This is a genomic window from uncultured Mobiluncus sp. (genome assembly GCF_947087965.1).
In the GTDB taxonomy this organism is placed as follows: Bacteria; Actinomycetota; Actinomycetes; order Actinomycetales; family Actinomycetaceae; genus Mobiluncus.
In genome coordinates this window covers 139084-155913 of the sequence record NZ_CAMUES010000001.1, presented here as the reverse complement: position 1 = coordinate 155913, position 16830 = coordinate 139084, and the positions used below count along the sequence as shown (strand labels likewise).

Here is a 16830-nt window from a genome sequence, read left to right as displayed (position 1 = left end):
CCTCCCCCGCTTTAGCGGCGACCTTTCTTGTCTTCCTTGTCGTGACCACGGAAAGTACGAGTCGGAGCAAATTCACCCAACTTGTGACCTACCATGGATTCGGTGATAAACACCGGCACGTGCTTGCGACCGTCGTGCACCGCGATGGTGTGACCCAGAAAATCCGGGGTAATCATCGAACGACGCGACCAGGTCTTAATGACGTTCTTTGTGTTGGCCTCGTTTTGTGCGTCCACCTTCTTTTGCAGGTGAGCATCAACAAAGGGGCCTTTCTTCAAACTGCGTGGCATAAACAAACTCCCCTATCAGCGATTCTTGCCAGTCTTACGGCGACGGACAATGTACTGATTCGACGCCTTCTTCTTGCTACGAGTACGACCCTCGGGCTTGCCCCAGGGGCTCACCGGGTGACGGCCACCGGAAGTACGGCCTTCGCCACCACCGTGCGGGTGGTCAACCGGGTTCATAACCACACCGCGGACCTTCGGACGGCGTCCCAACCAACGGGAGCGACCGGCCTTGCCCAAGTCGATGTTGGAATGATCGGAGTTGCCGACCTCACCAATGGTGGCGCGGCAACGAACATCCACGTTACGGATTTCGCCAGACGGCATCCGTAGCTGGGCAAAACGACCCTCTTTGGCAACCAGCTGGACAGAAACCCCCGCGGAGCGGGCAATCTTGGCGCCGCCGCCCGGACGCATCTCTACCGCGTGAATCGTGGTACCTAGCGGAATGTTCTTCAGCGGCAAGTTGTTGCCGGGCTTGATATCCGCAGTGGGACCCTGTTCGATGGAATCGCCCTGCTTCAACTTGGACGGAGCCAAGATGTAGCGCTTTTCGCCATCGGCGTAGTGCAGCAAAGCAATGCGCGCCGAACGGTTCGGATCGTATTCAATATGGGCTACCTTGGCGGGGATACCATCCTTGTCGTGACGACGGAAGTCAATCAGGCGGTACTGACGCTTGTGGCCACCACCGCGACGACGAGAGGTAATCCGACCTTTGTTGTTGCGCCCACCGGTCTTGTGCAGCGGACGAACCAGGGACTTCTCCGGGTGATCACGCGTGATTTCCGCGAAATCAGACACGGAAGAACCACGACGGCCCGGAGTTGTTGGCTTGTACTTACGAATTCCCATGAGTTATCCCCCTTAGGCCTGCATCCCAAAGACGTCAATCGAGCCCTCTTTGAGGGTAACGATGGCGCGCTTGGTGTCGTTACGCTTGCCCCAGCCAGTACGGGTGCGCACGCGCTTGCCCTCACGGTTCTGGGTATTGACGGAAGCAACCTTTACCTTAAAGATTTCTTCGATAGCCAGCTTGATTTCGACCTTGTTTGCGTCGGGAGCCACCACGAAGGTGTACTGGCCGTGGTCAATCAAGTTGTAGGCTTTTTCGCTGACGACGGGCTTAATAATCACGTCGTGCGGGTTCTTAGTCTTTTCCAGGCTCACTTGTCTTCTCCTTTCCCAAGGAAGGAGTCCAACGCCGTTGCCGAGAACACCACATCGTCGTTAGCCAACACATCGTAGGTGTTCAGCTCGCCGACGAACAGAGCGTGGTGCTCGCTGAGGTTATTCACGCTCAACGCCACGACGTCATCAACTTCCGGGGTCAACACAATCAGGGCGCGACGATCGTCGACAACACCCTGCAAAGCTGCTTTCGCTGCCTTGGTGGACGGGGCTTCCTTGACACCGAAGTCACTCAACACGTGGATACGCCCAGCGCGCGCCCGATCAGACAAAGCCTGGCGCAAAGCGGCAGCTTTCATCTTTTTCGGGGTGTTCTGAGAGTAGTCACGAGGCTGCGGACCGTGCACGGTGCCGCCGCCAGCAAACTGCGGGGCGCGAATCGAACCCTGACGAGCCCGGCCGGTACCCTTTTGACGCCACGGCTTCTTGCCGCCGCCGGCGACGTCACCACGAGTCTTGGTGGCGTGGGTCCCCTGACGAGCGGCCGCCAACTGGGCGTTTACGACCTGGTGTACCAAGGGGTTGTTAAAGTCGAGGTCGAAAACCTCTCCGGGCAGCTCTACGGTGCCGGTTTTCTTGCCGACGCCATCAAAAATGTCTACGCTGCGGTTTTCAGTCATTGTTAGGCTCCCTTCACTGCAGAGCGGATCATGACGATGCCGCCTTTGGGGCCGGGAATCGCGCCGGTCAAAACGACCAGACCCTTTTCCGCGTCCACAGCCTGAACCTTCAAGTTCATGATGGTGCGACGGTTACCGCCCATGCGGCCGGCCATGTTCAAGCCTTTGAACACGCGGCCCGGGGTAGCGCAAGCGCCGATAGAGCCGGGCTTGCGGTGGTTGCGGTGTGCACCGTGAGAAGAGGACACGCCCTGGAAACCGTGACGCTTCATCACCCCGGCAAAGCCTTTGCCCTTGGTGTTTCCGGAAACGTCCACCAGGACTCCCGCGTCAAAAACATCCGCGCCCAGTTCCTGGCCGAGCTCGTAGGAGCTGGCGTCATTGGTGCGAATTTCCGCGAGGTGACGGCGCGGCTCAACCCCGGCCTTGGCGAAGTGACCCGCCATCGGCTTGGTGACCTTGCGCTCGTCCATCTTGCCGAAGCCCAGCTGGACAGCGTCGTAGCCGTCGGTTTCATTGGTACGAATCTGGGTGACAACGTTCTTTTCGACCTGGACCACCGTCACGGGAATCAACTTACCGTCTTCATCCCAGACCTGGGTCATGCCGAGCTTGCGCCCCAGTAATGCCTTTACAGAGGCCATGGTGTCGTTAGTCATCGTGGTCCTCCTTACAGCTTAATCTCAATATTCACGTCTGCCGGCAGTTCTAGACGCATCAGCGAATCAACTGCGGAAGGCGTGGGGTCAATAATGTCAATCAGACGCTTGTGGGTGCGAACTTCAAATTGCTCCCGGCTGTCCTTATATTTATGCGGCGACCGAATCACGACGTAAACGTTCTTTTCGGTCGGCAGGGGCACAGGTCCGACTACGGTAGCGCCAGCACTGGTTACCGTCTCGACAATTTTCTTTGCCGAGGAGTCAATGACCTCATGGTCATAAGACTTCAGCCGAATGCGGATTTTTTGTCCCGCCATGGGCTAACCTCTCTCTAACTGGTTCTTCACCGGTACACGCTTTCGGGTGTGTCGCATTTATGAACGCAACACGAGCGAAATCTCGCACCGTTGGATTTCCATTCCACCTGACTTTTGCCAGGCAAGTGCGCACTGGGAGGCGTGAACCCGCCTCAAGATGCGCCGAGGAACTAGCTTACACTTATTGGCTCTCCCGTGGCAAATTCTGCTGTTGGTTCAAGCCCACGGCAAAAAACTGTTCACGAACAATTTTGCATGCTTTCGGCTGTTTCTAACTTTAAACGCTGTTACAAACCTGAGCCGGGACGCCACTACGCCGGGAAATACCCATAACAGCTGCACTTAGCGTCAGATTCGGGGCAAAAATTAGGACAGCATGGTCCGGTCAGATAGCGCCGCGCCTTTGAACTTGGCGAACTGGGCCAGCAGGTCGTCCACAGTCGCGTTTTCCTTATCTTTCCCGCTCAGTTCCATAATGACCTCGCCCTCATGCATCATGATGAGGCGGTTGCCCAGGTGCAGAGCCTGTTCCATATTGTGGGTCACCATCAGAGTGGTCAGTCCGTGGCGCGCCACTAGCTCCTGGGTCAACCGGGTGATTAGCTCGGCTCGCGCCGGATCCAAAGCCGCCGTGTGTTCATCCAACAGCAAAATCTTCGGCTGAGTGAATACCGCCATCACCAGGGACAGCGCCTGACGTTGCCCGCCGGAGAGCAAACCCACGCGGGCCGTCAGGCGATTTTCCAAACCTTGCTCCAAAACCTTGAGCTCTTCACGGAACTGCGCCTTGCGGGCTCGGGTCACCCCGAGTCCGAGTCCGTGGCCATGCGTGCGTGCCCAGGCAATCGCCAAGTTCTCTTCAATAGTCAGGTGCGGGCAGGTTCCCGCCATCGGGTCTTGGAACACGCGTCCCACGTAACGTGCCACTTTGTAGTCAGGTTTGCGCGTCACATCGTGGCCGTCAATATGTATCTGTCCCAAGTCGGGGCGGTAACGTCCCGAGACAATGTTCAGCAAGGTCGATTTACCCGCTCCGTTGGAACCGATGACGGTCACAAAGTCGCCCTCGTCCAACTGCAGGGAGATGTCACGCAGAGCAATTTTTTCGTTAACGGTGTGACGGAAAAACGCCTTGGAAATATGCGAAAGTTCTAGCATGGTTCACAGCCCCTTCCGTCGGGTCCGTTTGGTGATATGTTTATCCGCCGGGCGGGTATCACCGGAGTCGAGTTCCTCAGCGTCAGCGGTGTCCCAGGGCTGCACCCCGGAGAACTCCGCAATGGGATGGTTCTTTTGCCACGAAAGAAAACCTCTCCACCGCGGGGCAATGAGGAACACTACCACGATGATGGCGCTCAACAGTTTCATGTCGTTGGGGTTGAATCCCGGAATCATCAAGGCGGCTTGAATAATGACGCGATACACGACAGAGCCGCCCACTACTGCCAACACGGCCATCCAGATGCGTCCGGTGGGAATGAGCGCGGTGCCGATGATAACCGAGGCTAAACCGGCAATAATCAACCCGATGCCCATAGAAATATCCGCGAAGCCTTGATATTGGGCGATGAGAGCACCGGACAGCGCCACCAAGCCGTTGGACAGCGCCAGGCCGACCAGTTTGGCCAAGTCGGTGTTCACCCCTTGGGCGCGCGCCATTTCTTCGTTATCCCCAGTGGCGCGCAAAGCCAACCCCAGATTGGTGGACAGGAACCACACGACTATCCCGCAGGCTACCATCAGGACCACCAGCAGAATCGCTACGCTGACCCACGTCCCCACCAGATTTGCCTCCCGCAGCGGCGTAAACAGCGATTCTTCACGCCGAAACGGCAGGTTGGATTTGCCCATGATACGCAAGTTCACCGAATACAAACCAATCTGGGTCAATATCCCCGCCAGCAGTGGGTGAATTTTCCCCGCCGTATTCAGTAAGCCGGTAATCAGCCCGGCAATCAATCCCACCGCGAATCCTGCCAAGGTTCCCAGCCACGGGCTGCCTCCGCCGAGGATAACTACCGCGCAAGCTGCCGCTCCAGTGGTAAAACTCGAATCAATCGTCAAATCGGCGAAATCGAGGATTCTGAATGTGAGGTACACCCCCAAGGCCATCAATCCATAGATGAGACCCAGTTCCACCGCACCAATCATGTTCTTTCAAATCCTTACGTGTATTCACAAGGTTCCCCGGTTACGTTTTCGGGGTGGCTCACCCACCTATTAAAACACTAGCCTGATATCCCCACCAAAATAGAACCACGGAAACCTGCGCGTTTCCAACATCGCAACAGCCCACCCCGCTTCCGTCAGGATGGGCTGTTGTCTAAGCACTTCGGTTACTGGTAGACCACCTTGTCGGCTTTATCCAAAAGCTCAGCGGGAATCGGGTGTCCCTGCTTCTTGGCGGCCTCCGGGTTTATCACCAGTAACGGTGTCTTTTGGGCTTCTACCGGCATAGTTTCAGGTTTAGCCTCGCCCTTTAAGATCTTCACCGCCATTTCTCCGGTCTGATGGCCCAAGGTTGTGTAATCCAGACCTAGCGTCAAAGCCGCACCGTTATTGACCGAACTGGACTCACCAGCCACCGTGAGGATGCCCTTTTCCTCTGCCACCTGCAGCACGGAATCCAACGCGGCTACCACGGTGTTATCGGTAGGAACGAAAATGGCATCGACTCCGGTCAAGGTCTGGGCGGCCTGCTGAACTTCGGCGGTATTGGTGATGGTTTTTTCCACAACCTCCAGACCTTGCTTCTTAGCTTCAGCTTTCGCCAATTTGACTTGTACCTGCGAGTTTACTTCCCCAGAAGAATAGATAACGCCAACCTTGTGAGCACCAGGAATCACTTGTTTGACCAGGTCAATCTGTTTCGCTACCGGATTCATATCCGTAGTGCCGGTCACGTTGTAACCCGGCGCTTCGTTAGTCTTCACCAGTTCCGCGCCCACCGGGTCTGTCACCGCGGTAAACAGTACCGGGGTATCTACCACGTTTTGGGCGATGGACTGAGCCATGGGGGTGGCGATAGCAAACACCAAATCGTAATCGCCCGCAGCATACTTGGAGGCGATGGAGTTCACGTTAGTCTGGTCACCTTGGGCATTGGAAACGTCATAGGTGACATCCAGCCCAGCTTCGCTTAAAGCGGATTTAAACCCGGCTACTGCCTCGTCCAAGGGTGGGAAACTGGCGTACTGAGCAATAGCGACTCTGTATTTGCCCTCGCCGTCGGTAGCACCTCCCTGGGTGGCTCCTGTAGAGGAACAACCCGCCAGCGCCAAAGCGGCCATACCGACAACTATTGAAGCAATTATTCTACGCATCCGGAAAATCCTTCGTTTTGGCCAATAATGAAACTCACCATAGCGCTATTCACGTTTTGAAAAAAACTCGTCTCGCATATCGAACTGAAGGAGGTGAAGGAAACCTAGCTAGAAAGCGAAAGGTTACACTGGGCCGACGAATCGGTCTCGTATCCACCGGAAGAAACTCCTGATTCCATCCGCGACCACGGTATCGGTAACGTTACGCGACAGCCAGGAATATAACCCCATAAACCAGAAAGTCAGGCGTTCCGTCCAGTTTCCGGTACGCCAGTCTTTCGGCACCCAGGAAATGGACTTCAAACGCGCGGCCGAAAATACCTGGGTGTATTGCAAAATTGCTTCCAGACCATGACGAATCCCCTGGCCGCTCTCACCTTTGCCCTGAATCGGCGCCTTCCACGACATATCCATTGAGAAGTACGCGTCGTTGACGCTAACTGTGGCAAACTCTGCATTGTTAATCAGGTTCCGCACGAAATCGATGTCGCGAGTAAAGACAGCGGCGGAGTCAATCACTCGTGACCCCGTTACCAGGCGCACCACGTTCGCAATGTCTTTGAAGGTTAGCAACGCCACTACCGGTCCATACACTTCCGTTTCCAGAAGTTCCAAATCAGGAGGCAGATCCGCCACGATGGTCGGTTCAAAGAAAGTTGGGCTAATCTCGGGACGCGGATGCGAACCCGTCAGTACCCGGGCGCCGTTCTCACGAGCCAGTTTCACTACTTTTTCACAATTCTTGACTCGGCCCGGGTACAGCATGGAGCCCATAGTGGCGTGTCGATCCACGAATCGCCCGACCCGAATCTGCTCATGGGTATATTGGAGCATCATCTGTTCAAACGGTTCTCGCACTGATTCATGCACAAAAATAATCTCGACAGAGTTTGTAGATTGGCCGGCGTTCAGAAAAGCCGAACGGGCGCAGGCTTTCGCCGCATCCCACAGTTTCGCGTCATCCATCACCAAAGCGATGTTTTTAACCCCTCCAAAGCAAGATATAGGCACCGAGTGACGCGCACACTCCATCGAGATTTTTTGACACATCCGGTTCGGTCCGATGGCCGAAACATAGTCGAGGGCCGGAATGAACTGCATCCCGAACTGTGAAGATTCCGAAACCACGATGCGCCACACGTCTGCGGGCATCCCGGCGTCCACCAGCACCGCTTTCATCAACAAGGCTCCCAGAGTCGCCTGAGGAGTCACAAAATTGACCACCGCGTTACCGGCCATAATAGGGTTCAAAATATCGCAGACCATCGAAATTGGATTGTCTGCGGAAGTGAACATCCCCACTACCCCCATGGGACGATACCAGACCCGATAGGTGGACCTCGGTACCGCACCTCCACCCCGGCGGGGTTTCCACAGATACCTCAAATTTCGCTTAATGCCCCGTACCTGGGTAATCATATAAAAATACTCTGAGGAAGCGTCCAACCAGGATTTCCCGCTCAACAGCTGGTTGAGCCCGATAATCGGCTCGTAATAGCGCACAACTTGACGCAAGAATCGGTACAGAATCCGGGAACGCGTGTAAAAGCTCTCTTGTGACCACTGTTCGCTCACGGCATGAGCCCGAAGCACGGATAGTTCTCCATCAGAGAAGGTGGAGCGATGCAGGGTTCCGAAGGGTTCCCAAGTCTGGACGTTGTAAACCGGGACATCATCACCGCTCTCGCCACGACCGGCAATGAGCAGGGCTGTCATGAACTTGTCGTCGATACCCTTGGGGTATTCCATGTCTCCTCCTTCCTAATCGTAATCTAATGGTTAGTTTTCTCCAGTTTGTCCGAATCCGTTGCCACTCGGGCGCAGCGAAAACGAAAGCGGTTCTATACCGGGCCGTGAATCCGATTCTTAATGTGGTGCCGCAGGTTGCGCCACGCATAAGCAATCACGGTATCCGTGAACAGAATCGAGGCAATCACTGCGGCGCGGCTAGAGAAAAAGCTCCACCGTTCCATCCGGTTTCCCGGCTGGAGGTCGTTTGAAATCCAGGGATGGCCTTCCTGCCTCGCCACGGATTGAACGCGGGAATACTGCAAAATCGACTCCACCCCGTGACGGATGCCGGAGCCGGTACTCCTGATGCCCTGAATCGGAGCTTGCCACGTCGAGTACAAACTCATGTAGGAGTCGTTGATGATTACCGCTGCGCCGTCTGCCGCTTGGATGAAATCGCGCATCATGAACTCGGATTCAGTGAACAGATAGATACAGTAACTGTGCCGTGACGTGCCCAAGAAGCGTGATACTTCCGTGAGGTCCTGGAAAGGTTGCAGATAGATGAGGGGACCGTGAAGCTCACTTGCACAAATTGCGGCATCCTGCGGCACTCTGGCGAGGATGGTAGGTTCAAAGAAGGACGGCCCCAAGTCCGGGGCGGTGCTGCCGCCTAAGACTAGCTCAGCTCCTCGTTGGACCGCGTCGTCCACCAGCTCCTGGATGGTTTGCGCCCGCTGCGGTGTCAACATAGCACCCAAGGTCGTGTCAGCAGAATCCAGAGAACCAATGGTGACCTGGTCTGACACAAAATCTTTCAAAGCAAGTTTAAAGTAATCAAAAATTGATTCCTGCACCCAGATGACTTCGGCACTGTTTACGGTTTGTCCCGCGTTTTGTAAACCAGCGCGGGCCATCGCCCGAACCGCATGATCAAAACGGCAATCTTCACAAATCACACCAACGTTTAGCACTTGCAGGAAACCCTTGAAAGGAACCCGGTATTCCTGGCAAACTCTCGAAATCCTGCGTCCCAGCTTTTCCGAGCCTAAAACCGTAACCATATCCAGACCGGGAATGACGGCACGCCCCGCTTTTGAAGTTGTGTCAGGAATAATCTTCCACAAACCATAAGGCATTCCGGCATCAACCAACATAGCGTGCATCAGTACGGCACCCAAGGCCGCCTGGGGGGTCACAAAGTTGACGACCGCATTGCCCGCCGCAATCGCCTGCAGGACATCGTTGATTGAAGAAAGCGGCCAGTCAGGTGACGTGAAAATTCCTACTATACCCAAGGGCCGCTGGTAAACACGCCATCGCGAACCGGGTAGCACTCCCCTCCCAGCTCGGTGTTTACCCAGCCTACGGCTACAAAATTTGATGTTTCGCGCGGTGGATAAAACATCGAGGAACTCTTCGTGGGCATCAATTATTGATTTGCCGCTGAGCATTTGCGACAGGGCAACCATCTCGTTTTGGTACTTCCACACTAACTGGGAAAATCGGGCTAAAACTTTGGCGCGCCCATAGGGCCCCATCTCGGTCCAGACTACCTGTGCAGCCTGCACCGTCATCAAAGATTCCTGGGCATCTTCGGGGGAAGCCGTAGCAACCCGGGTCAGTAACCGTCCGGATTCCACATCGACCACGTCTTTGCGAGGACCGTGCATCCAGGACAAAAATTCTGCCAGGGTGGCAAAAAATCTGTCATCCAAGACATCGGAATGCACTGCAACCCCTCCCTGTACGACAATCGTAAGTTACGAACAGCTTTTTGAATTATAGCCAAGCCGGGAAGCGATGAGGACCTTTGCCGGGTTCTCTCGCTTTATAGCAAGGTGGGCAGGAAACCGATGTTTCCTGCCCACCGCTGTGTAATTGACCGTAGGTAATTACGCGATAATCTTGGTCACCTTGCCGGAACCAACGGTACGGCCGCCTTCGCGGATAGCGAAGCCGAGGCCTTCTTCCATAGCGATGGGCTGAATCAGCTCCACGCTGATTTCAGTGGTATCGCCAGGCATAACCATTTCGGTGCCTTCGGGCAGGTGGATAACACCGGTTACGTCGGTGGTGCGGAAGAAGAACTGCGGGCGGTAGCCATCGTAGAAGGACTTGTGACGTCCGCCTTCATCCTTCTTCAAGATGTAGACCTTGCCCTCGAACTTGGTGTGCGGGGTCACGGAACCAGGAATGCAGATAACCTGGCCGCGCTCCACATCTTCACGCTTGGTGCCGCGCAGCAACAGACCACAGTTCTCGCCGGCGTAGGCCTCGTCCATGGACTTGTGGAACATTTCGATACCGGTAACGGTGGTCTTTTGCGTCGGACGGATGCCCACGATTTCGACTTCGGCGTTCAACGGCAGCTTGCCGCGCTCCACACGACCGGTCACCACGGTGCCGCGGCCGGTAATGGTGAAGACGTCTTCGATAGGCATCAAGAACGGCTTGTCGAGGTCACGAACAGGCTCAGGAATGTAGGTGTCAACCGCTTCCACGAGCTCTTCAACCTTCTTGGTCCACTCGGCGTCGCCTTCCAGAGCCTTCAGAGCGGAAAGGTGGATGATCGGGCAGTCGCGGTCGAAGCCCTGCTTCTCCAGGTCTTCGCGGATTTCGTCCTCCACGATTTCCAGCATGTCTTCGTCCACATCCGGGGAATCGCACTTGTTCAGAGCGACCAGGATGGAAGGCACGCCGACCTGCTTGGCCAACAGGATGTGCTCCTTGGTCTGAGCCATCGGGCCGTCAGTGGCAGCCACCACGAGGATAGCGCCGTCCATTTGCGCAGCGCCGGTAATCATGTTCTTGATGTAGTCGGCGTGGCCAGGGGCGTCCACGTGAGCGTAGTGACGGTTGGGGGTTTCGTATTCAACGTGAGAAACGTTGATGGTGATGCCGCGCTGACGTTCCTCCGGAGCGTTATCCACCTGATCGAAGGGGGTGAACTTGTTTGCGGGCAAATCCGGATACTTGTCAGCCAACACCTTGGTGATAGCTGCAGTCAAAGTAGTCTTGCCGTGGTCAACGTGACCAATGGTGCCGACGTTAACGTGCGGCTTGTCATGAGTATAAGTGCCTTGTGCCACTTCTTTCTTTCCTCCTGGACTTTAGGTAGTTTTGCTCCGTAATAAATAAGCAGATGTCAGATTACCACTATCTTACGGATTTTCCTACCTGGGTTTTTCTTGATTTTTCTTCTTGCGGATTTTTGCGGGTTTTTCCTGGAGTGTCCCCAGCGGCTTTCGAGACGCACCCGGCTACGCGCCGGGGACACTGCCAAAAAGGAAAAGAACCCTTATGCACCGCGGTTGTTGGCGATGATTTCTTCGGAAATCGAACGCGGAACCTCGGCGTAGGAATCGAACTGCATGGTGAACACCGCGCGGCCCTGGGTCTTGGAACGCAGGTCGCCGATGTAGCCAAACATTTCTGACAACGGCACCTTGGCGCGAATAACCTTCACGCCCTGGCCGTCGTTCATGGAGGCAATGTTGCCGCGGCGGGAATTCAGGTCGCCGATGACGTCGCCCATGTATTCCTCGGGGGTGCGGACTTCCACATCCATGATGGGTTCCAAGATGACGGGGTTCGCCTTCTTGGCGCCTTCCTTGAACACCATATTGCCGGCAATCTTGAAAGCCATTTCCGATGAGTCGACTTCGTGATAAGCGCCGTCCTCCAACGTCGCCTTCACGTCCACCATCGGGTAGCCGGCCAAAACGCCGGATTCCATAGCTTCCTGGATGCCCGCGTCAACGGAAGGAATGTATTCGCGCGGGACGCGTCCCCCGGTGACCTTGTCTTCGAAAGCGTAGGTCTTGCCTTCGCCCCGTTCTTCCTCGCTCAACGGTTCGAACGTGACCAACACCTTCGCGAACTGGCCGGAACCACCGGTCTGCTTCTTGTGGGTGTATTCGACCTTCTCGACCTTCTTCTTGATGGTCTCGCGGTAAGCCACCATGGGCTTGCCGACGTTAGCTTCCACCTTGAACTCGCGCTTCATCCGGTCCACGATGATGTCCAAGTGCAACTCGCCCATACCGCCGATAACGGTCTGGCCGGTTTCCTCGTCCAAACGCACGGTAAAGGTCGGGTCTTCTTCGGCCAGCTTCTGGATGGCGATACCCATCTTTTCCTGGTCGGCCTTTGACTTCGGTTCCACCGCCACGTGAATCACGGGTTCGGGGAAGGTCATGGATTCCAGCACAATCGGCTTGTCAATGGCGCACAACGTGTCGCCGGTAGTGGTTTCCTTCAAGCCGATGAAGGCGTAGATGTGGCCAGCGTGCGCAACTTCCACCGGGTTTTCGTGGTTGGAGTGCATCTGGAACAGCTTGCCCACGCGCTCTTTCTTTCCCTTAGTGGAGTTGTAAATCTGGGTGCCTTGTTCGGCCTTCCCGGAGTACACGCGCACGTAGGTCAGCTTGCCATAGAACGGGTGCACGGCCACCTTGAAAGCCAAAGCGGCGAACGGCTCGTTCTCGTCAGGCTTGCGGGATTCGGTTTCGCCTTCATCCTCGTGACCGGGACGGAAACCGCGAACCTCCTCCACGTCCAACGGGCAGGGCAGGTAGTCGATAACCCCATCCAAGCAGGGCTGCACGCCCTTGTTCTTAAAGGCGGAGCCGCCATAGACCGGGTAAATCTCGGAGCGGACGGTACGCGCCCGGATTCCTTGCTTAATCTGGTCAACGCTCAGTTCACCGTTCTCAAGGTAGGCTTCCATCAGCTCATCGCTGGCCTCGGCAGCCTCTTCGGTAGCGGTCTCCAGATACTTGGCGGCCTTGTCCTGGTATTCCGCGGGAATGTCTTTGTACTCGACAACGGCGCCCTTGGTTTCGTTACCGTCGGCGTCTTTCTCAGGGAAGTACACGGCTTGCTGACGCAAAACGTCAACGACGCCGACAAAGTCGGATTCCGCACCCATCGGGAAAGTCATCACTACCGGACGAGCCCCCAAGCGGTCAATGATGGTCTGGACCGAAAAGTCGAAGTCCGCGCCCAGCTTGTCCATCTTGTTGATGAAGCAGATACGCGGCACGTTGTACTTGTCAGCCTGGCGCCACACGGTTTCGGACTGCGGTTCCACGCCTTCCTTACCGTCAAACACCGCTACCGCTCCGTCAAGGACGCGCAGGGAACGTTCCACCTCAACGGTGAAGTCCACGTGTCCGGGAGTGTCGATGATATTGATCTGATTGTTGTTCCAAAAACAGGTCGTAGCCGCGGAGGTAATGGTGATACCGCGTTCTTGTTCCTGTTCCATCCAGTCCATAGTCGAAGCGCCATCGTGCGTTTCACCGATTTTGTAGTTGATACCGGTGTAGAACAGGATGCGTTCCGTCGTGGTCGTCTTACCAGCATCGATGTGTGCCATGATGCCAATGTTGCGGACCTTTTTAAGGTCAGTTAGCACGTCAAGTGCCACGGGCGTGTCCCTTCGTTAGTGTTTGTTATTTCTTAATAATTCTAGTAAGTCACTCGGTGCGGGTTTACATCCGGAGCTTACAGGAGCGACTGCCCGGCGACTACCAGCGGTAGTGGGCAAAGGCGCGGTTAGCTTCAGCCATCTTGTGAACGTCCTCACGGCGCTTCACCGCGGCACCCAAGCCGTTGGAAGCATCCAAGATTTCGTTCATGAGTCGTTCGGTCATGGTCTTTTCCCGACGCTGACGGGAGAAATCCACCAGCCAACGCAACGCCAGAGTGGTCGCGCGAGAGGCTTTGACTTCCACCGGAACCTGGTAAGTTGCCCCACCGACACGACGGGAACGAACCTCCAGATGCGGGCGAATGTTTTCCATGGCGCGCTTGAGTACCACGATGGGGTCCTGCTCGGTCTTGTGAGCTACGCCTTCCAGCGCACCATAGACGATGCTCTGAGCCACGGACTTTTTACCGTCCAACAGGACGCGATTAACGAGCTGGGTGACCAGCGGAGAGTTGTACACCGGGTCTGCAATGAGTGGGCGCTTAGGCGCCGGTCCTTTACGAGGCATTCTTACTTCTTCTCCTTCTTCGCACCGTACTTGGAACGACCCTGTTTACGGTCGCGCACACCTTGGGTGTCAAGAGCGCCGCGCACGATGTGGTAGCGCACACCCGGAAGGTCCTTCACACGGCCACCGCGCACCAGCACGATGGAGTGTTCTTGAAGGTTGTGGCCAACGCCGGGAATGTAGGCGCTGACTTCGATGCCGGAAGAAAGACGCACACGAGCGACTTTACGCAGAGCCGAGTTCGGCTTCTTCGGGGTGGTGGTGTACACACGAGTGCACACGCCACGACGCTGCGGAGAGCCTGCCAAGGCCGGGGTCTTGGACTTCGTGCGCTTGCTGGTACGTCCTTGGTGGACGAGTTGTTCAATGGTAGGCACAGTAACTCCGTTTCTTGAATTTGTCTGGAATCTAAGGCTTTGTAGCCGCCCCGCGGACATAGCTGTACCGTCCGGGGGCCGGTCCGCCTTCCTTTGGGTCCTTGGTTCAAGAACGGCATTTTAGGTTGCGTCCGGAGCTCGAACGGAGCGAGCCCGCTGTTCGCGCGAGTTTCTTCGCGCGACTCTGGGTGACTAAAAACAGACACCAAAGAGCAATCATACCAAAACAGCGCAGCCGCGACAAAACCGGTCGTGAGGCGGACCAAATCTGGCTGCAGTAAAATGAAAATATGAACCAGATGCTCCCAGAACCTCAACCGACCGAGCCTAATGAACACGCCGCGGACAATCCCCTGGTAGCCGCAAGTACCGCCAAAGCACGCTTGGCCGGGGAAAAGGGCGTGTGGATGCAAGTGACTTTGCTGCCCCTGGCGCTGATTGGGGTCTACCTGGTGGTTACCGGCTTAGCATTGAATATCTACGATGCCGTGGCGGGCACCGGCAACTCTCCCCAGGGAATTTTTGACGCGCCTCTAGCTCTAGGGTTTTGCGGTCTGATTCTGTGCATCGCAGAGATTGCCGTGTACCGCTTCCTGGTGAGATTGTTTGCGAAACGTCGAGTGTCGGAGCTCGCGGTCAAACCAGCATTGCCCGAAACCCTGGCGGGAATCGCTGTGGGGGCGGGGCTGGTGAGCCTGCCGATGCTGATCTTGTGGGCCAGCGGGCACTGGCAACTGGCCCGGGTCAGTATCGAGCCCGGCGTGGGTCTGGGCCTAGCTATGGGTCTCATGTCTTGCGTGTGGGAAGAACTGCTGTTCCGCGGGGTAATGGTGCGGCTCTTTGACCGAGCCTGGGGGCCGGTGTGGGCCATCACCATGTCCACCGTAGTGTTCGGAGGGCTACACCTGATGAATCCCGGCATGACGGGAATGGGTGTCGTCGCCCTGGCCCTCAGCGGTGGACCGTTGCTGGGAGCGGCCTACCTGTGGAAACACCGGCTGTGGTTTCCTATCGGGCTGCACTTTGGATGGAACGCGATGCAGGGCTCTTTTTGGGGGTCAATCGTGTCCGGTACCGGGGAACAACGCGGGCTCTTACAAGGGACTTTCGTAGGCCCCGAGTGGATTACCGGCGGCAGCGTCGGGGTGGAAGGTTCTTTCCTGACCGCCATCGTTTGCTTGGTCGCCACGACACTAATCGTGCTACAAATGCGCCGCCACCCTGAAAGCCCGGATTTGCCCCAGAAATGAGCTGGTGAACCGGAGTAACTCGGCAGGTAATGATTGCACCGGTCGCGAGTCTGGCGGGAAGACGTTTAGACTGAAAACCGATTTGGGGAGGTAAATATTGTCAGCTGGGTTGTTGACGCTACTGGATGACGTGGCGGCTCTGGCGAAAGCCGCAGCCACTTCACTTGACGACGTGACGGGGGTAGCGGCCCGGGCCAGCGGCAAGGCCGTTGGGGTCGTGATTGACGATACTGCCGTCACCCCGCAGTATGTAGCGAGGATAGCCCCGAAACGAGAACTTCCGGTCATCGCCAAGATTGCCCGCGGCTCGATTATTAATAAAGCCGGAATCCTGGTGGTTGCGCTGCTGTTGAATTATTTGCTGCCCGCTGCCCTCACCCCCATCTTGATGGTAGGAGGGACATATTTATGTTTTGAAGGCGCCGAAAAAATTTTGGGCCAGATTTTCCACCACCAGACTGGTGTTGTCGACAACACCCCAACCTCAACTAACGCCGCGGAGGAAGAAAAACGCATCGTCCGGGGCGCCACCCGCACGGACCTCATCTTGTCCACCGAGATTATGGTGGTGGCCCTAAATGAGGTCCGCACACAGAGCCTGGCAACGCAAATCGGGGCCCTGATTGTGGTGGCTATCCTGATTACAGCGCTGGTCTATGGAGTGGTTGCGCTACTGGTAAAGATGGATGACGTGGGCTTGGTATTAAGCCGCACTCATCACAAAGTCTCCCAGGTCATCGGACTGATGCTGATTCGCCTGATGCCCGCTGTCCTCAAGGTTCTGTCCACAGTCGGGGTCGCGGCGATGTTGTGGGTGGGAGGACATCTGTTCTTTAGCGGACTAGCTGAAGTGGGGTTGCCTCTCATATTTGGATTCATGCAGGCTTGTGGTCAGGCGGTAGCGAGTTCTTTGCCGGTGGCGAGCACGGCAGGTGCTTGGCTTACGGAAACCCTCTTAGCTATGTTGCTGGGCTTGGGCCTCGGCGCCCTGGTGACCGTAACGGTTTGGGGGGTTCGCGCCCTCGTGAAGCGAATTCGTCGGAAAAATCGTCCGGAAGAACTCTAGC

Annotated in this window: 17 protein-coding genes; 2 read left to right on the top strand and 15 right to left on the bottom strand. The window is 56.1% G+C overall.

The annotated features are described in order from the left end of the window. Positions 1-11: 11 nt before the first annotated feature. From rpsS to rpsL, 15 genes are all read right to left on the bottom strand, one after another. Positions 12-290 carry a 30S ribosomal protein S19 gene (gene rpsS / locus Q0V70_RS00700; protein ID WP_282922100.1) on the bottom strand — a complete coding sequence of 93 codons (279 nt, stop codon included), beginning with the start codon at positions 288-290 and terminating at the stop codon, positions 12-14. A 15-nt stretch (positions 291-305) separates the two neighbouring features. Continuing rightward, positions 306-1142 (bottom strand): 50S ribosomal protein L2, encoded by an 837-nt coding sequence (rplB, locus tag Q0V70_RS00695; RefSeq protein WP_297587239.1) that lies wholly within the window; start codon positions 1140-1142, stop codon positions 306-308. A 12-nt stretch (positions 1143-1154) separates the two neighbouring features. Next, complete coding sequence (rplW, locus tag Q0V70_RS00690; RefSeq protein ID WP_297587237.1) at positions 1155-1457, bottom strand: 50S ribosomal protein L23; 303 nt, start codon at positions 1455-1457, stop codon at positions 1155-1157. Beyond that, positions 1454-2098, bottom strand: coding sequence for a 50S ribosomal protein L4 (gene rplD, locus Q0V70_RS00685; RefSeq protein WP_295026552.1), 645 nt, complete (start codon positions 2096-2098; stop codon positions 1454-1456). The genes rplW and rplD overlap by 4 nt, the downstream gene beginning before the upstream one ends. Before the next feature lie 2 nt (positions 2099-2100). After that, positions 2101-2757, bottom strand: coding sequence for a 50S ribosomal protein L3 (gene rplC / locus Q0V70_RS00680; protein WP_282922104.1), 657 nt, complete (start codon positions 2755-2757; stop codon positions 2101-2103). Positions 2758-2768: 11 nt separating this feature from the next. Next, positions 2769-3077 (bottom strand): 30S ribosomal protein S10, encoded by a 309-nt coding sequence (rpsJ, locus tag Q0V70_RS00675; protein WP_004008351.1) that lies wholly within the window; start codon positions 3075-3077, stop codon positions 2769-2771. Positions 3078-3443: 366 nt separating this feature from the next. After that, positions 3444-4235, bottom strand: a complete 792-nt coding sequence (locus Q0V70_RS00670) for an ABC transporter ATP-binding protein (RefSeq protein ID WP_297587235.1) — start codon at positions 4233-4235, stop codon at positions 3444-3446. Between the two features lie 3 nt (positions 4236-4238). Then, a complete protein-coding gene (locus Q0V70_RS00665; RefSeq protein ID WP_297587234.1) occupies positions 4239-5228 on the bottom strand; it encodes an ABC transporter permease in 990 nt (329 codons plus the stop codon). Positions 5229-5413: 185 nt separating this feature from the next. Continuing rightward, on the bottom strand, positions 5414-6400 hold the full coding sequence (locus tag Q0V70_RS00660) for an ABC transporter substrate-binding protein (RefSeq protein ID WP_297587233.1): 987 nt from the start codon (positions 6398-6400) through the stop codon (positions 5414-5416). A 123-nt stretch (positions 6401-6523) separates the two neighbouring features. After that, positions 6524-8149 (bottom strand): aldehyde dehydrogenase family protein, encoded by a 1626-nt coding sequence (locus tag Q0V70_RS00655; protein WP_297587232.1) that lies wholly within the window; start codon positions 8147-8149, stop codon positions 6524-6526. A gap of 92 nt (positions 8150-8241) precedes the next feature. Then, a complete protein-coding gene (locus Q0V70_RS00650; RefSeq protein ID WP_297587230.1) occupies positions 8242-9864 on the bottom strand; it encodes an aldehyde dehydrogenase in 1623 nt (540 codons plus the stop codon). A gap of 162 nt (positions 9865-10026) precedes the next feature. Next, positions 10027-11223, bottom strand: coding sequence for an elongation factor Tu (tuf, locus tag Q0V70_RS00645; RefSeq protein WP_282922111.1), 1197 nt, complete (start codon positions 11221-11223; stop codon positions 10027-10029). Positions 11224-11432: 209 nt separating this feature from the next. Further along, complete coding sequence (gene fusA, locus Q0V70_RS00640) at positions 11433-13565, bottom strand: elongation factor G (protein WP_297587228.1); 2133 nt, start codon at positions 13563-13565, stop codon at positions 11433-11435. A 100-nt stretch (positions 13566-13665) separates the two neighbouring features. After that, positions 13666-14136: a 30S ribosomal protein S7 gene (rpsG, locus tag Q0V70_RS00635; RefSeq protein ID WP_282922113.1), complete on the bottom strand. Its 471-nt coding sequence runs from the start codon at positions 14134-14136 to the stop codon at positions 13666-13668. A 2-nt stretch (positions 14137-14138) separates the two neighbouring features. Next, positions 14139-14513, bottom strand: coding sequence for a 30S ribosomal protein S12 (gene rpsL, locus Q0V70_RS00630; RefSeq protein WP_004008363.1), 375 nt, complete (start codon positions 14511-14513; stop codon positions 14139-14141). 290 nt (positions 14514-14803) lie between these two features. Between rpsL and Q0V70_RS00625 the strand changes: the two genes are divergently transcribed. Further along, positions 14804-15763 carry a CPBP family intramembrane glutamic endopeptidase gene (locus Q0V70_RS00625; protein WP_297587226.1) on the top strand — a complete coding sequence of 320 codons (960 nt, stop codon included), beginning with the start codon at positions 14804-14806 and terminating at the stop codon, positions 15761-15763. A 97-nt stretch (positions 15764-15860) separates the two neighbouring features. Next, positions 15861-16829: a DUF808 domain-containing protein gene (locus Q0V70_RS00620; protein ID WP_297587225.1), complete on the top strand. Its 969-nt coding sequence runs from the start codon at positions 15861-15863 to the stop codon at positions 16827-16829. Position 16830 lies beyond the last annotated feature (1 nt).

Excerpts from the sequence above, each read along its gene's own strand:
- rpsG (WP_282922113.1), bottom strand. The coding sequence starts at position 14,136 with ATGCCTCGTAAAGGACCGGCGCCTAAGCGCCCACTCATTGCAGACCCG.
- rpsJ (WP_004008351.1), bottom strand. The coding sequence starts at position 3,077 with ATGGCGGGACAAAAAATCCGCATTCGGCTGAAGTCTTATGACCATGAG.
- Q0V70_RS00655 (WP_297587232.1), bottom strand. The coding sequence starts at position 8,149 with ATGGAATACCCCAAGGGTATCGACGACAAGTTCATGACAGCCCTGCTC.
- Q0V70_RS00665 (WP_297587234.1), bottom strand. The coding sequence starts at position 5,228 with ATGATTGGTGCGGTGGAACTGGGTCTCATCTATGGATTGATGGCCTTG.
- Q0V70_RS00625 (WP_297587226.1), top strand. The coding sequence starts at position 14,804 with ATGAACCAGATGCTCCCAGAACCTCAACCGACCGAGCCTAATGAACAC.
- rplD (WP_295026552.1), bottom strand. The coding sequence starts at position 2,098 with ATGACTGAAAACCGCAGCGTAGACATTTTTGATGGCGTCGGCAAGAAA.
- rplC (WP_282922104.1), bottom strand. The coding sequence starts at position 2,757 with ATGACTAACGACACCATGGCCTCTGTAAAGGCATTACTGGGGCGCAAG.
- Q0V70_RS00660 (WP_297587233.1), bottom strand. The coding sequence starts at position 6,400 with ATGCGTAGAATAATTGCTTCAATAGTTGTCGGTATGGCCGCTTTGGCG.
- rpsS (WP_282922100.1), bottom strand. The coding sequence starts at position 290 with ATGCCACGCAGTTTGAAGAAAGGCCCCTTTGTTGATGCTCACCTGCAA.
- Q0V70_RS00670 (WP_297587235.1), bottom strand. The coding sequence starts at position 4,235 with ATGCTAGAACTTTCGCATATTTCCAAGGCGTTTTTCCGTCACACCGTT.
- rplB (WP_297587239.1), bottom strand. The coding sequence starts at position 1,142 with ATGGGAATTCGTAAGTACAAGCCAACAACTCCGGGCCGTCGTGGTTCT.